24 protein-coding genes are annotated in these 17,236 nt (G+C 61.1%); 10 read left to right on the top strand and 14 right to left on the bottom strand.

Features of this window, described 5'->3' with window-relative positions; translation table 11 throughout:
• Positions 1–111: 111 nt before the first annotated feature.
• From NGJ44_RS22300 to NGJ44_RS22270, 7 genes are all read right to left on the bottom strand, one after another.
• The gene (locus NGJ44_RS22300; protein ID WP_251865881.1) at positions 112–336 is read right to left on the bottom strand and encodes a hypothetical protein; all 225 of its coding nucleotides are present in this window, start codon (positions 334–336) and stop codon (positions 112–114) included.
• Between the two features lie 119 nt (positions 337–455).
• The gene (locus tag NGJ44_RS22295) at positions 456–689 is read right to left on the bottom strand and encodes a hypothetical protein (RefSeq protein ID WP_251865879.1); all 234 of its coding nucleotides are present in this window, start codon (positions 687–689) and stop codon (positions 456–458) included.
• Positions 690–730: 41 nt separating this feature from the next.
• Positions 731–1,087, bottom strand: coding sequence for a hypothetical protein (locus NGJ44_RS22290; protein WP_053244097.1), 357 nt, complete (start codon positions 1,085–1,087; stop codon positions 731–733).
• Complete coding sequence (locus tag NGJ44_RS22285) at positions 1,084–1,587, bottom strand: hypothetical protein (RefSeq protein WP_053244096.1); 504 nt, start codon at positions 1,585–1,587, stop codon at positions 1,084–1,086. The genes NGJ44_RS22290 and NGJ44_RS22285 overlap by 4 nt, the downstream gene beginning before the upstream one ends.
• Positions 1,588–1,589: 2 nt before the next feature.
• Complete coding sequence (locus tag NGJ44_RS22280) at positions 1,590–2,093, bottom strand: hypothetical protein (protein ID WP_251865877.1); 504 nt, start codon at positions 2,091–2,093, stop codon at positions 1,590–1,592.
• Between the two features lie 932 nt (positions 2,094–3,025).
• Positions 3,026–3,439, bottom strand: coding sequence for a hypothetical protein (locus NGJ44_RS22275; protein ID WP_152967967.1), 414 nt, complete (start codon positions 3,437–3,439; stop codon positions 3,026–3,028).
• A gap of 358 nt (positions 3,440–3,797) precedes the next feature.
• Complete coding sequence (locus NGJ44_RS22270; RefSeq protein ID WP_082308228.1) at positions 3,798–4,247, bottom strand: helix-turn-helix domain-containing protein; 450 nt, start codon at positions 4,245–4,247, stop codon at positions 3,798–3,800.
• Here NGJ44_RS22270 and NGJ44_RS22265 point away from each other — a divergent pair.
• From NGJ44_RS22265 to NGJ44_RS22255, 3 genes are read left to right on the top strand one after another with little or no spacing between them, the layout of a single operon-like run.
• Entirely contained in the window at positions 4,191–4,523 is a 333-nt protein-coding gene (locus NGJ44_RS22265) for a helix-turn-helix domain-containing protein (RefSeq protein ID WP_235488924.1), read from the top strand. The two genes, NGJ44_RS22270 and NGJ44_RS22265, sit on opposite strands and share 57 nt — an antisense overlap.
• A gap of 41 nt (positions 4,524–4,564) precedes the next feature.
• Positions 4,565–5,314 (top strand): ParA family protein, encoded by a 750-nt coding sequence (locus NGJ44_RS22260; RefSeq protein WP_251865876.1) that lies wholly within the window; start codon positions 4,565–4,567, stop codon positions 5,312–5,314.
• Positions 5,311–6,468, top strand: coding sequence for a DUF7673 family protein (locus NGJ44_RS22255; protein ID WP_251865874.1), 1,158 nt, complete (start codon positions 5,311–5,313; stop codon positions 6,466–6,468). The genes NGJ44_RS22260 and NGJ44_RS22255 overlap by 4 nt, the downstream gene beginning before the upstream one ends.
• Before the next feature lie 175 nt (positions 6,469–6,643).
• Here the strand turns inward: NGJ44_RS22255 and NGJ44_RS22250 are convergent, their stop codons facing one another.
• The 5 genes from NGJ44_RS22250 to NGJ44_RS22230 all read right to left on the bottom strand — a co-directional run bounded on the left by NGJ44_RS22250 (position 6,644) and on the right by NGJ44_RS22230 (position 10,266).
• A complete protein-coding gene (locus NGJ44_RS22250; RefSeq protein ID WP_251865872.1) occupies positions 6,644–7,594 on the bottom strand; it encodes an AcrVA2 family anti-CRISPR protein in 951 nt (316 codons plus the stop codon).
• Positions 7,591–8,391, bottom strand: coding sequence for a CRISPR-associated endonuclease Cas1 (locus NGJ44_RS22245; protein WP_251865870.1), 801 nt, complete (start codon positions 8,389–8,391; stop codon positions 7,591–7,593). Before NGJ44_RS22245 ends, NGJ44_RS22250 begins: the two co-directional genes overlap by 4 nt.
• Before the next feature lie 468 nt (positions 8,392–8,859).
• The gene (locus tag NGJ44_RS22240) at positions 8,860–9,072 is read right to left on the bottom strand and encodes a helix-turn-helix domain-containing protein (RefSeq protein WP_251865868.1); all 213 of its coding nucleotides are present in this window, start codon (positions 9,070–9,072) and stop codon (positions 8,860–8,862) included.
• A gap of 247 nt (positions 9,073–9,319) precedes the next feature.
• Positions 9,320–9,865 (bottom strand): helix-turn-helix domain-containing protein, encoded by a 546-nt coding sequence (locus NGJ44_RS22235; RefSeq protein ID WP_251865866.1) that lies wholly within the window; start codon positions 9,863–9,865, stop codon positions 9,320–9,322.
• 110 nt (positions 9,866–9,975) lie between these two features.
• A complete protein-coding gene (locus NGJ44_RS22230; protein ID WP_053244093.1) occupies positions 9,976–10,266 on the bottom strand; it encodes a hypothetical protein in 291 nt (96 codons plus the stop codon).
• A 641-nt stretch (positions 10,267–10,907) separates the two neighbouring features.
• On the opposite strand from NGJ44_RS22230, the gene NGJ44_RS22225 reads away from it, so the two are divergent.
• From NGJ44_RS22225 to NGJ44_RS22205, 5 genes are all read left to right on the top strand, one after another.
• Entirely contained in the window at positions 10,908–11,318 is a 411-nt protein-coding gene (locus NGJ44_RS22225) for an antirestriction protein (protein ID WP_251865865.1), read from the top strand.
• Positions 11,319–11,624: 306 nt separating this feature from the next.
• The gene (locus NGJ44_RS22220) at positions 11,625–12,521 is read left to right on the top strand and encodes an N-6 DNA methylase (protein ID WP_251865863.1); all 897 of its coding nucleotides are present in this window, start codon (positions 11,625–11,627) and stop codon (positions 12,519–12,521) included.
• A gap of 304 nt (positions 12,522–12,825) precedes the next feature.
• Positions 12,826–13,473: a DNA methyltransferase gene (locus tag NGJ44_RS22215; protein WP_251865860.1), complete on the top strand. Its 648-nt coding sequence runs from the start codon at positions 12,826–12,828 to the stop codon at positions 13,471–13,473.
• Positions 13,470–13,727, top strand: a complete 258-nt coding sequence (locus tag NGJ44_RS22210; RefSeq protein ID WP_053244077.1) for a hypothetical protein — start codon at positions 13,470–13,472, stop codon at positions 13,725–13,727. The genes NGJ44_RS22215 and NGJ44_RS22210 overlap by 4 nt, the downstream gene beginning before the upstream one ends.
• Positions 13,728–14,463: 736 nt before the next feature.
• Positions 14,464–14,793, top strand: coding sequence for a hypothetical protein (locus NGJ44_RS22205; RefSeq protein ID WP_251865859.1), 330 nt, complete (start codon positions 14,464–14,466; stop codon positions 14,791–14,793).
• A 119-nt stretch (positions 14,794–14,912) separates the two neighbouring features.
• On the opposite strand, the gene NGJ44_RS22200 is transcribed toward NGJ44_RS22205, so the two are convergent.
• Both NGJ44_RS22200 and NGJ44_RS22195 read right to left on the bottom strand, forming a co-directional pair.
• A complete protein-coding gene (locus tag NGJ44_RS22200) occupies positions 14,913–15,419 on the bottom strand; it encodes a GNAT family N-acetyltransferase (protein ID WP_053244073.1) in 507 nt (168 codons plus the stop codon).
• The gene (locus tag NGJ44_RS22195; RefSeq protein WP_082308223.1) at positions 15,416–15,688 is read right to left on the bottom strand and encodes a type II toxin-antitoxin system TacA family antitoxin; all 273 of its coding nucleotides are present in this window, start codon (positions 15,686–15,688) and stop codon (positions 15,416–15,418) included. Before NGJ44_RS22195 ends, NGJ44_RS22200 begins: the two co-directional genes overlap by 4 nt.
• 226 nt (positions 15,689–15,914) lie before the next feature.
• Between NGJ44_RS22195 and NGJ44_RS22190 the strand changes: the two genes are divergently transcribed.
• Together NGJ44_RS22190 and NGJ44_RS22185 are read left to right on the top strand one after the other, a co-directional pair.
• Entirely contained in the window at positions 15,915–16,223 is a 309-nt protein-coding gene (locus tag NGJ44_RS22190; RefSeq protein ID WP_251865857.1) for a type II toxin-antitoxin system RelE/ParE family toxin, read from the top strand.
• A complete protein-coding gene (locus NGJ44_RS22185) occupies positions 16,220–16,522 on the top strand; it encodes an addiction module antidote protein (RefSeq protein ID WP_053244104.1) in 303 nt (100 codons plus the stop codon). The genes NGJ44_RS22190 and NGJ44_RS22185 overlap by 4 nt, the downstream gene beginning before the upstream one ends.
• Positions 16,523–17,236 lie beyond the last annotated feature (714 nt).

Genomic DNA, 17,236 nt, shown 5'->3' with positions numbered 1-17,236 from the left:
CGACTCAAGGACAAGCGCAAAGCAGGGAATATCAAGATCAGGAGCTAGGTTTTTTGGACGCCGGGGTGGGTCAGTTTTACTCCGACGATTCCGACGAAAGTGGGTCAGTTTTCAACCGGCGTTGACACCCACTTCAACGATTTGCTCGTTGTCGAAAAGCCTGGCCGCGATTGCGACGGCCAGCAGCATGAACGCTGCCAGAAACATGCCGGCCCCGAGGCTGGTACCCACGAACACGCAATGGGTCGGGAGGTGCCCGTACGCCGTGCAGCACGTGCGCCAGGCCGAGGCAAATTGCCGCACGTCGTCTTTCAGATCATTGAGCATGTTTTTCATGATGGAAATTCCAATGAAATGGCCCCGAGGTTGCCGTCACAGCCGGCGACATCAGGGCCAATGGAAGGTTTGGGGAGGCTAGCCCCCTCGATTGGTTGGGACGAACGTCCTTCAATGAACTACGACGTTGAGTTGCCGGCCAGTGCCTTGCGCGCCCGGGGCATTGGCGCATCGCGGGCGGATTCGCGCAGCAGCTTCTCCGCTTGTCGTTGTAGCGTGGCCATATCCCAGCGTGCCCGCTGCTCGGGCGAAACGCCATCAACATTCAATTGGGCGTGAGAGTCGCAGCCGTCGTGCAGCAGCTGCGCGATGGTGCCACTCTTGTGGACAGCCATTTTGCCTGAAACGGTCATGCGCCACTGCGACCGCCAGGAGCGGTTGCGATGGTTTCTCGTCACGGCACCCTGCCCCGGCTGGTGCGCTGTCTCACTGTGTCCCAGAGTGCCCGACGCGCTGTCGCGGAATCGATCTCGGGCGCGGGGACATCGTGAGGCAATGCCAGAGCTCGAGTTTCCTCCCAGTAGGCCCGCGACAGGCCGAAATATGTCCAGCGGCTGAGCGGCTCATCGACCAGCTCTGCCAGGGCTGCTCGAAACTCGGGCGTGCCGTCGAGATACATCTGCTCGAGCACCGCGTATTGGGTGGCCGTCGCCTCCCTGGCCTGGTAGATGCCGAGGGTGATGGCTGTGATGGATGCCATCAATAGGGGCAGGCCCAGATTGCGCTTAATCCACGGCAGGTATTTGCTCATTTGCGGCCTTCCTCCGGGAACGTTGTGGACAGGAATAGTTTGCTATTGCTCCACAGCAACCCGCATCGAATGAGAAACTGGCCATCCGCTTGTTCGTTGACCTCCAGGGGACTGCGCCCTTTGCACGGGCCCGCCATCAGGTCTTGCCACGTGGTGCCGGCGGCCAGTTCGCCGTTGGTCAACCACCGCGCATAGTGCATGTTTCCAGTGTAGTAAACCCGCTCAGCGAGTATCAGCAAACTCGCCAGAAGGACAATCGCGCATGTAGCCAGGATTCCCCCGAACAGCCGCCTATTCGCGCCGCGTTGCGTGTAGATGCCTCGTGCAGCGACTGCGGCGGTCATCCAAGTCGCTCCGAGCGCAAGCCAAGGCCACGCGGAATCGATCGATTGAGACATGATGGCTGCTGACACGGCGAGCGACAGGCAGATGCCAAGTACCACCCGTTGGCTCAGCGATAGCTCCCAGATGCCGGATCCGTTCTCGTTGGTAAAAGACATTGTCAGTAGCCGCGTAATTGATCGTCGATTGGCCCATCGATTGCCATTAAGGTTAGCCATGCCGCCCCGAGCAGCAGTAGCCCCATTGGCAACCCCAATCCTACCAGGGCGATTTTTTCATAGGCGGTCAGCTGGCTCGTGTCGGTATAGGTCGTGCGAACGGCGCAGTTTGCCACAAGAAGCATGCACCAGCAGAAGCCATTGAGCGCCAACAGCTTGATTCCCGTGCCGCATGGAGCGTCTTTAGGGAGCTTGGCCGTCAGGCAGGTGGCCCACGCAGATCCGCCCAATGCGACTGCGCCAACCGCCGCCGCGGCCCAGAAATGGCCGCCCAGGCTTACGGTCCATAGGAGCCAGTCCCAGACGTCCGCGATAGCGCGGCCGATGGTGGGGCCAGCATTGATCAGCGCACCGACAATGGCCAACGCGCAAATCAACGCAGCACCGCCGAGCACAACATTGCGTGCGCACGACTTGGCGGCCACAACGGTGGAAAATTTGCTCATTTTGTACTCCTGTCATTGACAAGGCCCCTGTGCTCCGAGGTGCGAGTGGGTTGATGTGAAAAAAGAGAGTCTCGATGGCACAGCCGGTTATCGTCTGCCAGCGAGGCGCGACACGACGGGAGATCGTTCGTCCCGTCCGGTGCTGCATTTGGATCAATAGTCCTATTCAGAAAGAGGAGATCATCCGAATCGGAGCGCTCTGGGCAGTGTTTAGCCGCTAAACCGCGACGCCTGATTGAACGCCGATTCGGATGCCGGCCGCGAGATACCACGACGCATGGCCGGTCATCCTGCCGACTTGCACGGCGCGAGCCAGTTGGTCTCCTGGCTCGGTGTTCGCCCAACCCGTTACCCGCCACGGGAGGCATGCTGCTTGGGCGCTCGGTCTCGGCATTGGGCGATATGGTCGCCGTCAGTGCCTCGAGCGGCGTCACGGCTCTCAGACGAGCCTCTTTTTGACACCTCCGAGATCGATGTGCGTTGGTTCTTTTCACTGGCGGGTACCCTGTTTTTGTTTTTTTCTCTGCCCCGGTAGGCCAGCGGACTTCACGGGTCACCAATAGGCGCATCGACTTTTGCTGCTTCTTTTCGTCCCTGGGGCTTTCCATTCCTCGCAGCCAGCTCCCCTTCGCGTCGCTTCACAGCGAACGCAGGACGGATGTTGCGTGTTGTTAAAGAGCATGTGCGAATAACTGTACTATTTAGTACATAGTTAGTCAATACTATTAGGTACATTTTTGAGGTGTGACGGAAAAGCAACAAAACGGAATATTTGATACGTTTTGATGCAAAACTGACGACTAATGCGGGCTTTTTGCTCGTCCCGCCCTCAATCCTTGCCGGGGGCAGACCAGACCAGTCGCAACGAGGGGCGACTGGCGACCGTGCACGCCCGTAGGACGGAGTCGCGGCCGGCCGAGCAAGGTTGTTCGTTATGCCTTTCTTTTTTTCAGAATCGCACCCGCGACAAACTCAGAGACTCGAATGTCAAGTTCGTGTCGCTTCTCAGGGGTCAAGGCCATGAGATCCTCATAAGAAGTGAGGCGAAATGGCCATGGCTTGAATGGCGTGGTGGCGTTGGGGCGGGTGTAGGCGGTGCCCGGCGAAACTTTGTGGTGTTGCGCGCCGGTGGGCGTACCTTCCAAGTATCGGAAGGGCATGCCGGTCTGCTGCTCCAAATTACGGGCTCGGCGTGAGCCAAAGCTTTTGGTACGCAGCAGTTGTGAGATCTCGCTCTCGTTCAGGCCATGGGCCCGACAAAATGCGCGCGCGCTGGGGTAATGCGCAGCAATCCACGCTTTCAATTGGTCCCGGCGGACCTGCATCTCGTGCGCTGCGGCGTCCATGCGACGGATTCTGCATGACCTGACATGTATTTACCAAAAAGTACAAGACACACGTGCTTAGAGCTCGTACTATTTGGTACATATGAATTCCGCCAAACGATATCCCCGTATTGAGGCCCTCGTTGAGTGGCTGAAGAACACCCCCTTGTCCGAGGCTCGGGTGCTTTGCGTAGCGCATGGCACGAGCTGGGAGTATGTGCGCCAAATTGCCTACGGTTACAAGCTTGTTGGGCCACGAAAAGGCGTGGCCATCGAGCGCATGACGGGTGTTCCGCGTCCTGCTCTTCGGCCTCACGACTGCTGGGAGGTTTGGCCGGACCTGCAGCGGCCATCATGAGATCGGCTGTACTGCGGAGGCTCAGGCTGCCGCGCGCGCTTGGCGCGCAGCGCTTTTGCGAGGCGTGCGCTTCCGAGAAGCGACCTTGCGAGAGGCACCAGCTGACTTGGAGATCTTGAGCTCGATGTAGTCTTCGATGTCTTCTTTGGTTGACGCATCCAAGGCGTCATAGGCTTCAGGCGTGATGCGAGGACTGAATGGCCAGCGAGGCCTGGCCGATTCCGTCTCGGTCGCGGACTCCTCAGCCACGACAGTATCGGCGACCCTCATTGGACCTTCGCCATCAGCGAGCCAACGTGCGCTCACATTGTAGATGTGGGCCAACCGAGTCGTGAATGTCGACGTTGGGTAGGAGTCGTTTTCCAGTTCGGACAACGTCGATTGCGACATTCCCGCCTTCTTGGCGGCTGCCGCTTGGCTGAGCTGCGCATGGAGGCGCGCGGCTCGAAGTCGTCGTCCAAAGGTCACCATATCGGAATTCTGAAGCCGTTCTTGATCGGCACGCCGATTGCACAACTATCGGAATTCCGATATTCTTCGATAATGAACTGGAAAGCACTTATTCACGACCTGGTGCGCGCTGGGTGGACCCAGGCCCAGATCGCCAAGGAAATTGGCATATCGCAATCTACGGTGGCCGGCATTTTGGCAGGCGATCAGAAGGATATGAAGTGGCACAACGGTGAACGCCTGCGTGCCTTGCATCGTCGCGTCTGTAGCAGTACGAGGGCGCGTCAGCCGAAATGAGATCTGCGAGCGTCGTCCCGTCACGGACAAGAGGAAACCACATGAAAACCGTCGTTATCGCACAAGGCAAAGGAGGCGTTGGTAAGACGGCCAGCGCAGCGCACGCCGCGTTTCATGCCGCTGAGGTCGGCCACAAGGTGCTTGTCGTCGATTTGGACACGGGCAATCTCTCGAAGACGATGAGCCAGTACCGGCTGGATGTGCCGGCCAGTGCTCTCTTTGGCGACACGCCGCCGCCGGTGCCCGACTCCGACAACCTCATCGGTCTGATCAATGCCGATCGCCTGATGGCAAATGTCACCTTTATGCCCCTTGGTCAAGCACTGAAGAATTTCCCGGCAAATCTTCGGCAGTTTGCCAATGCCGGCTACGACCTGTGTGTCGTGGACACGGCGCCGGGGCTTGGCATTCCGTTGGCTGCGGCACTGCATGCGGCCGACGGCGTCCTTTGCCCCGTCGAGATGGAGGACTACAGCATCGAAGGGATCAAAGACATGATGCGGGTGATTCTGAACGCCAAGCAGCGCAATCAGAAGCTGCAGTTTTTGGGCATCGTCCCCAGCCGGGTCGACCGCCGCAATCCGCGTCAGGTCCGCCATTTGGAAGAGATGCGGGCCGCCAACGCGAACCTGTTGGCTCCTGTCGTCGTTGGCCTGCGCACGTCTGTGGCCGCGGCATTGGCCGTCGGTGAGCCGGTCTGGCAGATCAAAAAGACCGCGGCGCGCGCTGCCGGTGCGGAGATGCGCGCGTTGGGCAAATACGTACTGGACAAGATAGAGATGGCGAAATGAGTTTAGCGGCTAAACACGATACGAGCGGCGGCCTCGACCTGGCTGGCCTGGGCGAGCTGGCCTCGATGCTGGACAGCCCCCAGCAACACGACGGCTACAGGATGTATGACGTGGTTCGCATCCATTTGGATCCGAATAATGTTCGTCGCGCCAACAATCCTGGTCTCAGCCCGGAGAGCATTACGGAGATGGCCGCGACCATTCGCGAAAGAGTGCAAGCAGGCAAGAGAGGGGTGCTGTGCCCCATCTCGGTACGACCTCATCCGACTATCCCGGGCGATTTCGTGATCAATCACGGCCACCGCCGTTACCTCGGCACGATCGAAGCGGGCCTTCAGGAGATTCCGGCGTACGAAGACCCCGATTTCGACGACTTCGACCAGGTCATGGAGAACCTCCATCATGAGCAGCTCACGGGCCGCGAAATGGCGGATTTCATCGGCACAAAGCTCGCGCAGGGCATGTCACAGGCTGATGTCGCGCGCAAGATGGGCAAGTCCAGGGCATGGGTGAGCATGCACGCCGCCATGCTTAACCTGCCGGAGCCTGTGGCGGAAGCCGTCGCAAACGGGCAGGTCGCGGACGTCACCCTGGCGAAAGAGCTGGTGGTGGCTCACCGCGAGAATCCTGAAGCCGTGGCTGCGATTCTGAGCGACGGCGCCAAAGTGACGCGCGCCCAAGTCAAGGCGCTTCGAAAGCCTGAGGCTGTCGCGCAATCGGAAGAGAACGTGGCCGAGGGACAGCCAGGTCCGACGCCAGCCAAACCGATTGAGATCAAGGCGTTCGCAAATGATTCCTTCGTAAAGATGCAAGAAGAGCTGCAGCACCTGGAACAGGCACAACCTGCCATATTGGCAGCTGGTGAGGCCGCATTGCGCCGGCTCCTCCCAGTCGCGCAGGGCGATACCCGGCAATCACGGGTCGTTGCCAGGTTCCTGCTGAATCTCTACAACGGCAATCGCTTTCCATTTGACAACACCGATCTTCGCTGTCTGGACCATGAGCTGTGGGAGGACTGCATCGCGGTGCTGCGAATGGACTCGCGCCCAGTTCAGGAAGTCCACAGCTACTTCGAAAACGGCTCGAAGATTTTGGAACAGCTTGCGAAAGACTGGGGTTTCAGGGACTTCCACGGAGAGGAACCCTGGCGGTGAGGGCAGAGTTTAGCGGTTAAACACGATATGGAACGGGCAACCGGGTCGTTCCATCTGGAAGGAGTAGGGTGCGGAAATGACGCTAAACAAGCGGACTTCCTCCTGAGATCTGCCACGTGCTGCCGTCTTCGCCATCGCCAGGCGGCCAAAGCAGCGCTGGATCGGCGCACAACAATCAGCGAACCGGACGAATTACGGCGGGAGCCGCGTCGACGGCTTGAATGTTGACAGGTATTGGCGGCATCCAGCGCAGGTCCATGCGTCGATCAGCACCGCTGCCTGTCCAGTAGGTGTGCCAATGCCAGCGGCGCCAATGCGGTCGTGGACTCGATCTGGATCCAGCCAACGCACCAGTCTCACCACTGCCGTCAGCGGCCTTGGCGGCGCGCAGCGCGCTGCCAATCTGCACGCCTACGTCGACAGCCGTCGGCGCGGCGGCGGGGAACGTCCGTGGTCCCCGTTTCGTGTGTCTCGGCAGCGGCCGCAACGGCCTGTGTTCGCCGAGGTCCGCCGCCTTGCTGCAGATGTATAGCAGCATGGACACAATCTGCGAGGCAACGTTGGCGAGTTCAGGATGGTTGACGCCCAGTGCCTCCAGTGCCTCTGGAATCGATTCATGGCGCAACGGAATCGCCATTGGCATCAACTCATCCTGAAAATCAAGCAGCAGCCGCAACTCCGACCCACCGACTGGACGGGAATCCCATTCACAGTGTGCGAATACGCCGTGGAACGGCCTGGTCGACAGGGTATGTCCGGGGGTTTCGATGTAGATCGACCACTCCGGCAGCATGAGAAGAATATCGGTGGGGACGCGTGTCGTTGGGTCGGCGTCTCGCAGCAGATCGTGCAGCGATGAATCGAACCTGTATATGGTCTGCGTCGTGCGCCATGCAGCGATGCTGGCCAGCCTGGCCGCGTCCTGAGCCATGTCGACTGCACGCCGACTGCACTCGGAGTGCCAGTATGGATCCTCTGCCATCAGTTTCAGGACCGTGCCGATGGGCACAAAACACCAGTGTGGCCAAGTGCCGTCCGCTCGCACTTCGTCAATCCGTCGCCAGATGTCGGGATAGAAATGGTTGGCAGCCTGTGCATGGGCCAGCGCGGAGTGTAGCGTCGTCATGTGGTGACGGTGGTTTCAAAGGCGCTGATGGTGATTTGCATGAGCCTGGAGAATAGATGCCCAGAGCGGAACAGTTTCGCGCATTGATGGCGAACCACCCATTCTGGGGCATCGCAGCCGGTCGAGACGATTTGAAACGCCAGAGGAATCGTCGTGTCCGCCTTGACCGTATCGGCGATGTCAAACACGAGGCCGCGCGCGGTACTGTCGCGGTGCAGGATGCCCAGCGACGGAACGAATCCCGTGGCGATGATCGCGGCGTGGGAGATGCCGTAGAGGCACGAATGTGCCGCACTGAGTGTCCGATTGATCGGATCCAGGCTATCCCAGGGATCGTGAATGTTCCGGCCCTGCCACGCGACGCCATGCCGACGGGCCATCGAGCGGTACAGCTCGCGCATGAATGCGCCTTCCGAGCCACGTATTACGCCCAACGAGTGTCGCGGGTGCAGGCGACGGTGCGGATATCGGACTTGGAACAATCGACGAGCAGCCGCGCGCTTGAGCACCGGGTCGCTCGTAATCCGGATCTGCTGCTGAATGCGCGCAAGCCTCTGCGGCGCTGCGTGGTTGACATACGACGTGGCTCCAGCGCCCACCCAGACCAGCGGGACGTCCAACCCTGCAGCCACCTCAACCGCCCGCGATGATACCGAAGCGCCTGGTTCGATGAGGATGGCGGACGGCGCGTCCATTATCGGTACGGGTATGGCGCCGTGGGCGCAAAGCGCCAGTCGGCCGGAAATGGCATCCAGCCGCGCGTCAGCCACAAACAGGGGAGTGGGGGAACGCTTCAATCATCAGACTCCACGCAGGCGCCCGGCGCTACTTCTTTGACGCCAGCTTGAGGGCCTTGCGGATGCCGTCACTGACATTTCCATCTTTTTGTGCGTATATTTTAATGCCCGCCCCAACGCCGGAGGTTTTTCCATCGTAGTGACGCGGGGTGGCGACATCGCGCGAGCGTTTAGCGGCTAAACACACAGCAGGGTCAAAATTCCGGACCCGTGGATATGTGGATGATCGCTGCGCGACCACCCCGCTCGCTGCGCTCGGCCCGTGGACAACCGCTGATGGACAAACGGTGGACAGGCTCCGCCTGCCCACGCGCTTGCCCACAGGGTATGCCCACCGGCTTCCGGGGTTTCACCCACATACCCACCGGCCCACACGAGGTCCCAATGAGACACAGAACCTCCAAACACTCTCGCCTGCGGCGCTCGACATCAGGGTGTCCGCAACGCCGGCCTGACGTGCGAACAGACCTAGGACGAGTTGCGTCGGGGCGGGCACGCATCAATTGCCGCGCACGCCAGCTCCAGCATGCGCGGCAGATCGCCCGACGCCGCGAGGTAGCGGGCGTATGTCGCGCGGGATATGCCCAGCGCTGCCGCTGCACTGTTGTAGGTGTACCCGTGGCGGGCCTGCCATGCGCGGAGGTCATCGGAGGTCATGTTTTTTTTGCCCGTTGCATCCATGTGTTTGCTCGTTTGCCCCAGCCAGGCGGTTTGGGGCGTCTGACAGCAGCGAGCCGGATATTGAGACCTTCGCAAGAACTTTTTTGTAACTGCAAAAGGAAAGGGCCGCCGAGATAGCCCGGCGGCCCTGGCCCCGCCGAGGCGGGGAACTGGCCTTTCGGCCAACACTACTCTCAATGACGAGAAAAGTGGTTCATCCCCGCATGGCGGGGAACGAAATCATTATGCCCAGGCCCTGCCGCGCTCGTCAATCATCATCCTGCGGGATGTCCAGCATGCCATCGCGCGCGATCTCAAACTCAATCCTGCCGCCACCAGCACCAGCGAGCACCTGCTGATACAGCCTAACCGAGCAGCGGCGCAGTTTGAGCTGGCCGTATGCCAACTCGGTATCCGGGGAAACGCGGCTCGCATTGGTCATGTCCACCACCACGCCATCGTCGTAGTGATCGTCCGGCGACATGGGGACCAGTTTGCCGGCCATATCAGCATCCTGGAGGGCTGCCCCGATGGACTCGCCCACGCCGTAGATGGCGCCGTGCCGGCCAGCGCTATCGTAGACGGCATATACCGGCGCGCCGGTCTTGAGGCTGTACAGCTCGCGCAGGCCCGGCGGCATCCTGCGCTCTCCCTGCTCGTAGCGTTGCCAGGCGCTGAGCGTGACGTATACGGTTTCGGCGGCCTGGGTTTGCGTGTGGCCCACGTAGCCCCTGGCGGTACGCACCTCGGCCGGGGTGGGGCCCGGACGCGAGGCGCGGTTGGGATGATTAGCCATTTTGGACTCGCTGAACATTTTCTTCTCCAGCCCCTGTATGCCCCGAGGCGCGGGGCGCTGAACAATCAGCGCATGAGGTAATTATACAGCCAATGGCTGTATTGGCAATGGCTATTTTGTAACAGAGCTCAGGCGTCAGGCACGCCATCCGCAGGATTGCGCTGCATGCCGAGCGGCACGCCGTCGCGGTGGTCGGCGCACCAGTCCTGCACCGCCGGCTCGCCGTTGAGCTCCGTGATCAGCGCGTCGTAGATGACGCCGTACTGCGACGAGCCGCCGTGCAGGTACTGCGCGACACGCCGCAGGCGGTCCTGCAGGCGTTTAATTTCCCACAGCAGGGCGCGGCCGTCGGAGCCAGCGGGGCTACGCGCACTGATAGCGCGCAGCTCGTCGAAGGTGAGGGGTGATTTGAAGGGCATGGCGATATAACTGTATATATATACAGTATATGACAGCGGGAACGGAATTAGCGGCGAGCCATTCGCCACGGTGCTGTATGGCCTACTGGATATTGGACACTTCGATCGAGCGGTCGGGCGGAGGGTGTGATCGGCCTTGCCTGTGCTCCAATTGTGCCGCGCTGTTCTCGCCGCCACGTGCAGCGCGCCGCCACAGGCGCGCTTGGGGCAGGCGGCCAGCTGTGCCACTTGACCGCTGCGCTGCAGCACGGCCCAGGAGCGACGGGCAATCACGCCGTGGACGCGCTCTTCGTACGAGATTCCGCTGGTGCGATGCGGCTGGCCACGCCGAAAGAGATCCTCGCAACGGCACGCGAGGCCGTCCAGCAGGAGATCCAGCGGGACCAGCCTTTGAATTCGCCAAATCGCTGTCGTTCGCAGCGAAGAGCTTGCTCGTGTGATCCGCAGAGTGGCCTGGCACAGGTGTCAGGCCTGGGCGCATCTTGGCCCTGCGCGCACCAGGCGCAAGGGGCTTTCGCGGCATAAACCGCTCGCTCGCGCTCGCTATTTATTCCACGTCCCCTTGCCCCCGGCGCTTGTTCCGCAGGGCGCCAGTGCTCCCGTCCCGCCACTTGGCCGGGCCCACTCTCAAGGAGCACAACATGACGCACGCTACCCTCGCACCTGCCCGCCTTGTCCCCGATGATGAGCGCATGGGCTTCCTGCCCAAGCACTTTGGCCAACGCCTCATGCTCCGCGGCGAACTGACCGTCTACGGATGGATGGATCGCCTCTCGCCTGACTACCAAGGCGGGTATTGGAACTACTACGAGATCAAGGGCGGCTTCTACTTGGCGCCCGCTGGCTACGACACACTGCACATCATCTGGCCGCTCAACTACTGCGACCGCATTATGTCGGCAGACGCCGCTGGCATCGTAGCCACGCTGTATGCGTTGTGCGAAGTGTGCCAACAGGCGCACGGCAGCGTGCTGGTCGACAAGTACTACGCCCTGCGCGATTTCGCCGGCGAGCACGCCGAGGCGGCTGCGATCTTCGCGGCCATCGACTAAGGCCTGCAGGCCCGCTCCGAGCGGGCCTTTCTCTCCGTGGCGCGGCCGCCTGGTGGTGACGGCTGCTCCCTGCTAAGCGACATCGCTAGGAAACATCTGCGCGCGAACACCGCTGCGGCAAGCCCCACGGGTGGGCGGGTCTGCATTCCCGGTCAGGGTGCCACGGCGTTCTCGGATTCAAGTGCGGCGCGGTGCGAGCTGCGCTCGCACCGCTTGCGGCCGCCGGCCGTCTTCGACACTTGAGTCCTGCGCTGCGCCGTGTCCTTCGGTTCCGGGCATTCCCGCCCTGGCAACCGGAGCACACACATGGCCACGAAGGCACAACAGCGTAAATTCCTCCAATCGGCCGACGAGCGGCAACAAGCCATCGTCAAGATCCTGCGCGATCTCTCGCGTACACACGGCCTGGATCGCACCTGGTCGGACTGGACGGAGATGGGTGCGTTGGCGCTGGCTAACGCCGTCGATCGGGCGCAGTTCGACAAGCGAGAGGCGCGCTACCTCGAGATTGTGGGTCGCTACGCACAAGACGAGCTGCAGCGGCTGGTCGAGGCCTTTGCGCTGCTGGTGCAGTGCTGGGATGAGCAGGTGGCCACGGGCGACTTCGGCGACGTGCTGGGCAGCACGTTCATGATGCTGGACATGGGCAATGCAGGCACGGGCCAGTATTTCACGCCCTATGAGGTGTCGCGTCTCATGGGCGGCATGATTCTGGGCGACACCCCCAAACTCACCGATCACGTAAACCAGCACGGCTTCATACGGCTGCTGGAACCGGCATGCGGCGCAGGCGGCATGATCATCGCCGCCGCTCACGCGCTGCACGATGCCAAGGTCAATTACCAGCAGGCCATGCACGTGGTGGCCATCGACATAGATCGCCGGTGTGTCCACATGACCTACCTGCAGCTGGCGTTGCTGCATATCCCGGCGATCGTCGTGCACGGCAACGCGCTCACCTCCGAAGAATGGGAACACTGGTACACGCCGGCGCATGTCATCGGAGGCTGGGGCGCGCGGCTGCGCGAGCGCGAGGCGATCCAGGCCACGCGCGACCTGCTGGCTGCGCCTGGAGCCGTCGCCGCGCCAACGCCGGCCGGCGAATCTGTTCTGACTGAGGCGGTAGCTCCTGTGCTGCGGCGGCCGGCGCTCTCCAAAGCGGCGCGCCAGGCGGCCGCCACTGGTCAAATGACGCTGTTCTAGCCTCCGGCCTTGGGCCCCTTTGGGGGCCTGGCGCGGCGCTGCCGCGCCTGTCTTCTTGCCAATTCACGGTCGTCAAGCACTGCACGGTGCATACCGTCGCAGGCCCTTCGGCTCCGGACAGGCCGGCCGCGGCGCGCGGCCTTGTAGCCGCGTCCGGCCTTTCAAGGGCTTTCGCGGCATAAACCGCTCGCTCGCGCTCGCTATTTATTCCACGTCCCTTGACCGGCTCCTTCCGGCCTGCGCCCGCCTGCCCCGTGCAGTGCAATGCAGATCGGCTGCCATTGCTGCACGCAAGGAGCCAACCATGAGCCGTGTTGTCCTGGGCGATTGTCTGTCCATTCTCCCCACATTGCCCCATCGCTGCGTCGATCTCGTTCTGACCGACCCGCCGTACCTGGTCAACTACGTTGACCGCTCCGGCCGCAGCATTGCCAATGATCGCCGTGACGAATGGCTGGTGCCGGCGTTTACCCAAATGTTCCGTGTCCTGCGCGATGACGCCTTCTGCATCTCCTTCTATAGCTGGAACCGCGTGGACCGCTTCTTCGCTGCCTGGCGCGCCGCCGGCTTTCGCGCCGTCGGGCACATCGTTTTCGCCAAGCCGTATCAATCGAAGTCGCGCTTTCTCGCCTACCAGCACGAGTCGGCCTACCTGCTGGCCAAGGGCCAGCCGGCCGTGCCGAACAAGCCGCTGCCTGACGTGCTGCCCTGGAAATACAGCGGCAACCGCCACCACCCAACCGAGAAACCTGTGGAATGTCTGGTGCCGCTCATTGAGGCGTTCAGCCGGCCGCGCGACATTGTGCTGGATCCGTTCGCAGGTTCCGGATCGACGTGCGTGGCCGCCCGCCAGACCGGCCGACGCTTCTATGGCATCGAAATGGACCCGAAATATCACGCCGCCGCTGTGGAACGCCTTCATCTGGCCCACCAAGACAGGTTCGCAGCATGAGCCGGGATGACAACGCAATGACCCAGGGCCTGGTCGCCTTCCTGCAGGGCTACGGCAGGAACAATCGCGAAGAACTGTCCGCCATCGCGAAGCATGAATCCTGGCCGAGGTTGGCAGCGCTGGAATATGAGCGGCGCATGTCACGCCTTCTTGAATCTCTGCCTCTAGATGAAGTCCGGGCTATAGCGCGTCAGGAAATCAATCTCAACGAGCTCGCTCGACAGGTACTGCGCGAGCCTCGGCCCCGCCGCTAGAGGCGTCCCTGTTGGCTGCAATGGTGGGGCGGTATCGCAGCCAATGTTTTGGGGGAAGGGCGGTGGTGTTTAGCTGCTAAACACCACCGCCGCCTATGGCTGCGCAGCTTGCTCTTCGGTCTTACAGCGCGGACAAGAGCCTGGATATGGCCAGGCATGCATCTGTGCCAATGAGCAAAGGCCAGGGCGTGCCCCGCCGGCTGCGCCGGCGGGACCGGGCTGTCGCGCTTCGCGTCGAGCCTGGCTGCGCCAGTCTCGCCCCTGCGGGCTTCCATCCCTCTCGCCTTCGCGCCGGCAGAGCCGACGCTGCGCGCCAGCACGTGCTGGCTTGCTGGCGGCCGATGGCCGCGGTCAGGGACCGCGCAAGCGCGGCCCGGCGGCGCTCGCCGCGCGGCCGGACCGGGATCGCAACACGGCGGGTGCAGCGCCTGTCCTGTCAGCCCGTCGCCCTAAACCGCCGACTGTATCACTACGTTCCTTCCGCCAAGGGTCCGCTGCGCCGGGTGCTCACCCGTTCGGTGCTCGCCCTCGCGGGCTGCGCTCCGCATGCGGCTTCCGCGCCCGCCCTTTCTGGTCGTCACTGCGTGATCCAGATCGGCAAGGGCGACGAACTAACAGGACGGGCGGCATACAACGCGCAGCCGCCGAACTGCGAAACCCGATCCGAAAACCTACGCAGGGGCTCGGAATCTTCAGTCCAGGTCAGCACAAAAACACCAACTATCAGGAGTTCAAAGTGTCACGGAACCAGTCGATTCAGGCCAACAACAGCAACTGTGAAGTCCTGCGCGGCATCACGATCCGCATTGCCTGGGGTATCGCCACCGGCCTGTTCAATGAGGAAAAGAAACAAGACGCCATGCTAGATGCCTACTTTGATGCCCATCAGCTTGGCCTGGACGACTATGCACGAGATGTGGTTGCCGTGCCTGTACTTTTTTCTGATGTGCCGGACCTGATTTCGGCTTGGCAGGCAGGACAGTGTTTAGCTGCTGAATTTGAAGAGATTGCCCATTGCCCTAGTTGCCGCGATGATGCTGGGCATCCGTGCTCTAGCCATCGTTAGGACTGTGCATTTCAACAAAACGCCCCATCTGCTTTGCGCAGGTGGGGCAGGTGAGCGTTCAACCAGACTGGAAGAAACAAAACGGGCCGCAAATGCGGCCCGTTGCTCGTTGTCCGGGACTACTGCGCGTTGATCGCCTGCAGCGCCGAGGCGATGGGTAAAAAGAGTCGCAGCGGTTCACGCTCGAATGAAATGAATCCGTGGTGCCTGTAGAACCGTACAGCGCTTTCATCCTTGGCGTCGACCAGCATTGCATAGGCTCCAACTTCGGCGTCCGCGCAGCGCATTAGAGCATCCATTAGCAGGGTGCCACCCAGCCCCGTTCCAGTGAAATGGGAATCCACGGCCAGGCGCCCCATCAAAACCACCGGAACACTGGGGTAGCGCGGTAGCTTTTTCTTCTGCTGCTCCGGCAGGTCCGCCAGGACGATACTCGATGCTGCAAGCGTATAAAAGCCCGCAATTGCGCCGCCCGGGGCTACAGCCACGTAGCAGGTGGCCACTCGGCGGCGTACGTCCTGGCTTACGGTGTTGCTGAAATATCCATCCAGGGCGGGAACGCCGCAGCTGAACTGCGTGCGGTCGTGCGCGGCTAGGCGCTCGATGACGTACGCCGGCTGGGTCATTTACTTTGAACCAGCTGGCGATGACGCAGCGCTGCACGCTTCAATGCCGGCGTCGGCGGAGCCGGGTCGATAAGTGCAGCAGCAAACCTTGCTTGATCGACTTGAGCAAGGCGAATGACCTCTGCGCGCTCCAAGGTCTTAACGACAGTGGATTGCAGGGATGTGATTACAAGATCGGTTAGCGAACGGCCTTCCATTTCAGCTGCGCGCTTGACCATTTCCATCAGGCCGGTCGGGATACGGGCCTCTAGTCGGGAAGTTTGTGCCATGGTGGTTGTCCTCCAAGAGAACCCAATTATACGGCAAATTGCCGTATAAATCCACCTTTACGGCAATTTGCCGTAAGCGTTGCGGCGTGCCCGCCCCGACGAGGCAGAGCTGCAGGCGGCGGCCGACGACCGGGACGAGGAATAGTCGGATGGAGCAACCGGCCGGACTTGCCCCGGCCGGTCCCTCGTGGCTTGATTTTTTGTCCCTTTTGAGAGACAATAACGCATGCTGAAATTCCGCGAAACCGAGACTTTCTCAAACTGGATTGAGGGCCTGCGGGACCCCAGGGCCAAGGCGCAAATCGTGCGGCGGCTTGCCAGGGCGACCGCCGGTAATTTTGGAGACGTCGAACCCGTGGGCGAGGGCATCAGCGAAATGCGCGTGGATATGGGGCCGGGTTACCGCGTCTACTTTGCCCGTCAGGGAGAGGTTGTCTACATTCTGCTGTGTGGCGGCGACAAGAAAAGCCAGCGGCGGGACATTGCCATGGCCAAGCGCCTATGGGCGAAGATCAAAGGGAGTGCATCCAAATGACCAAACTACGTGATTTTGATCCGGCGAACTATTTGACGGATGACGAGACGATTGCTCATTATTTGGCGGATGCCGCGCAAGAGGCGGACCCGGATGCGTTCCTCCAGGCGCTGGGGGATGTGGCCCGCGCGCGCGGCATCGGCAGTATTGCCAAAGAGGCCGGTCTGGCGCGGACCAACCTGTACCGCGTCTTGGCTCCTGGGGCAAACCCCAGCTATCACACGCTGCGTCGTGTCATGGACGCCCTCGGGGTATCGTTCACGACAGTGACCAAAAGCAAGGATGCCGCGCACGCCTGATTCCGACAGTCGTCGCAAAGCCAATGGGCCACCTTCGGGTGGCCCATTGCTTTGGGGTGGCGGTGGTTTTCACGCGAGGCGGCCAGTCCCACCGGCTTCGCCGGCGGGGCCGTCCTGTGGACGTTGTGAGCGTCCCCCGGACGCTCACCGGGGTCCCTTAAGGCCCCCGCCGCAGGGGCGCGGCGGACCCCTTAAGGCCCCCCACACACTACGCACCCTGCGGGTGCAGCTATCTTTTTGTTTTATTTGAGTTTTTTTCGCATCGAGCTGTTTTCTTTTGTCCGACAATGAAAACGCGCCAGACGCCGGAGAGCCGCTTGAAATCTGCCTTCGCGGCTTAACAGCCGCGTATACAAACAGCGATTTTTGAGCAAATTCCGCTGCCTATCAGCCGATCCGGGACATAGATAGGACACAAATGGGACATGAATGGGACAACAATGGGACATGAATGGGACAACAATGAGACATGAATGGGACAACAATGGGACATGAATGGGACAACAATGAGACATGAATGGGACAACAATGGGACATGAATAGGACAACAATGGGACATGAATGGGACACATTAGTCCTGAACACCCTGGGTAATCCCCCCGCAAAAGCGTTGAGGTCAGAAGTAGAATTTTCTCGTTGAGGAGTTCTACAGCATGAAGAAGTCACGATTCACGGACAGCCAGATCATCGAAGCCATCAAACGGGTGGAAGCCG

The sequence above is a fragment of the Achromobacter sp. Marseille-Q4962 genome, from assembly GCF_943737005.1.
Lineage (GTDB): Bacteria > Pseudomonadota > Gammaproteobacteria > Burkholderiales > Burkholderiaceae_B > Achromobacter.
The sequence above is the reverse complement of the archived record's forward strand: the minus strand, read 5'-3'. Positions and strand labels throughout refer to the sequence as shown.

Bases quoted from the DNA above. Each gene is read 5' to 3' on its own strand.
- NGJ44_RS22300 (WP_251865881.1), bottom strand. From the start codon at position 336: ATGAAAAACATGCTCAATGATCTGAAAGACGACGTGCGGCAATTTGCC.
- NGJ44_RS22295 (WP_251865879.1), bottom strand. From the start codon at position 689: ATGACCGTTTCAGGCAAAATGGCTGTCCACAAGAGTGGCACCATCGCG.
- NGJ44_RS22290 (WP_053244097.1), bottom strand. From the start codon at position 1,087: ATGAGCAAATACCTGCCGTGGATTAAGCGCAATCTGGGCCTGCCCCTA.
- NGJ44_RS22285 (WP_053244096.1), bottom strand. From the start codon at position 1,587: ATGTCTTTTACCAACGAGAACGGATCCGGCATCTGGGAGCTATCGCTG.
- NGJ44_RS22280 (WP_251865877.1), bottom strand. From the start codon at position 2,093: ATGAGCAAATTTTCCACCGTTGTGGCCGCCAAGTCGTGCGCACGCAAT.
- NGJ44_RS22275 (WP_152967967.1), bottom strand. From the start codon at position 3,439: ATGGACGCCGCAGCGCACGAGATGCAGGTCCGCCGGGACCAATTGAAA.
- NGJ44_RS22270 (WP_082308228.1), bottom strand. From the start codon at position 4,247: ATGGTGACCTTTGGACGACGACTTCGAGCCGCGCGCCTCCATGCGCAG.
- NGJ44_RS22260 (WP_251865876.1), top strand. From the start codon at position 4,565: ATGAAAACCGTCGTTATCGCACAAGGCAAAGGAGGCGTTGGTAAGACG.
- NGJ44_RS22255 (WP_251865874.1), top strand. From the start codon at position 5,311: ATGAGTTTAGCGGCTAAACACGATACGAGCGGCGGCCTCGACCTGGCT.
- NGJ44_RS22250 (WP_251865872.1), bottom strand. From the start codon at position 7,594: ATGACGACGCTACACTCCGCGCTGGCCCATGCACAGGCTGCCAACCAT.
- NGJ44_RS22240 (WP_251865868.1), bottom strand. From the start codon at position 9,072: ATGGATGCAACGGGCAAAAAAAACATGACCTCCGATGACCTCCGCGCA.
- NGJ44_RS22235 (WP_251865866.1), bottom strand. From the start codon at position 9,865: ATGTTCAGCGAGTCCAAAATGGCTAATCATCCCAACCGCGCCTCGCGT.
- NGJ44_RS22230 (WP_053244093.1), bottom strand. From the start codon at position 10,266: ATGCCCTTCAAATCACCCCTCACCTTCGACGAGCTGCGCGCTATCAGT.
- NGJ44_RS22225 (WP_251865865.1), top strand. From the start codon at position 10,908: ATGACGCACGCTACCCTCGCACCTGCCCGCCTTGTCCCCGATGATGAG.
- NGJ44_RS22220 (WP_251865863.1), top strand. From the start codon at position 11,625: ATGGCCACGAAGGCACAACAGCGTAAATTCCTCCAATCGGCCGACGAG.
- NGJ44_RS22215 (WP_251865860.1), top strand. From the start codon at position 12,826: ATGAGCCGTGTTGTCCTGGGCGATTGTCTGTCCATTCTCCCCACATTG.
- NGJ44_RS22210 (WP_053244077.1), top strand. From the start codon at position 13,470: ATGAGCCGGGATGACAACGCAATGACCCAGGGCCTGGTCGCCTTCCTG.
- NGJ44_RS22200 (WP_053244073.1), bottom strand. From the start codon at position 15,419: ATGACCCAGCCGGCGTACGTCATCGAGCGCCTAGCCGCGCACGACCGC.
- NGJ44_RS22195 (WP_082308223.1), bottom strand. From the start codon at position 15,688: ATGGCACAAACTTCCCGACTAGAGGCCCGTATCCCGACCGGCCTGATG.
- NGJ44_RS22190 (WP_251865857.1), top strand. From the start codon at position 15,915: ATGCTGAAATTCCGCGAAACCGAGACTTTCTCAAACTGGATTGAGGGC.
- NGJ44_RS22185 (WP_053244104.1), top strand. From the start codon at position 16,220: ATGACCAAACTACGTGATTTTGATCCGGCGAACTATTTGACGGATGAC.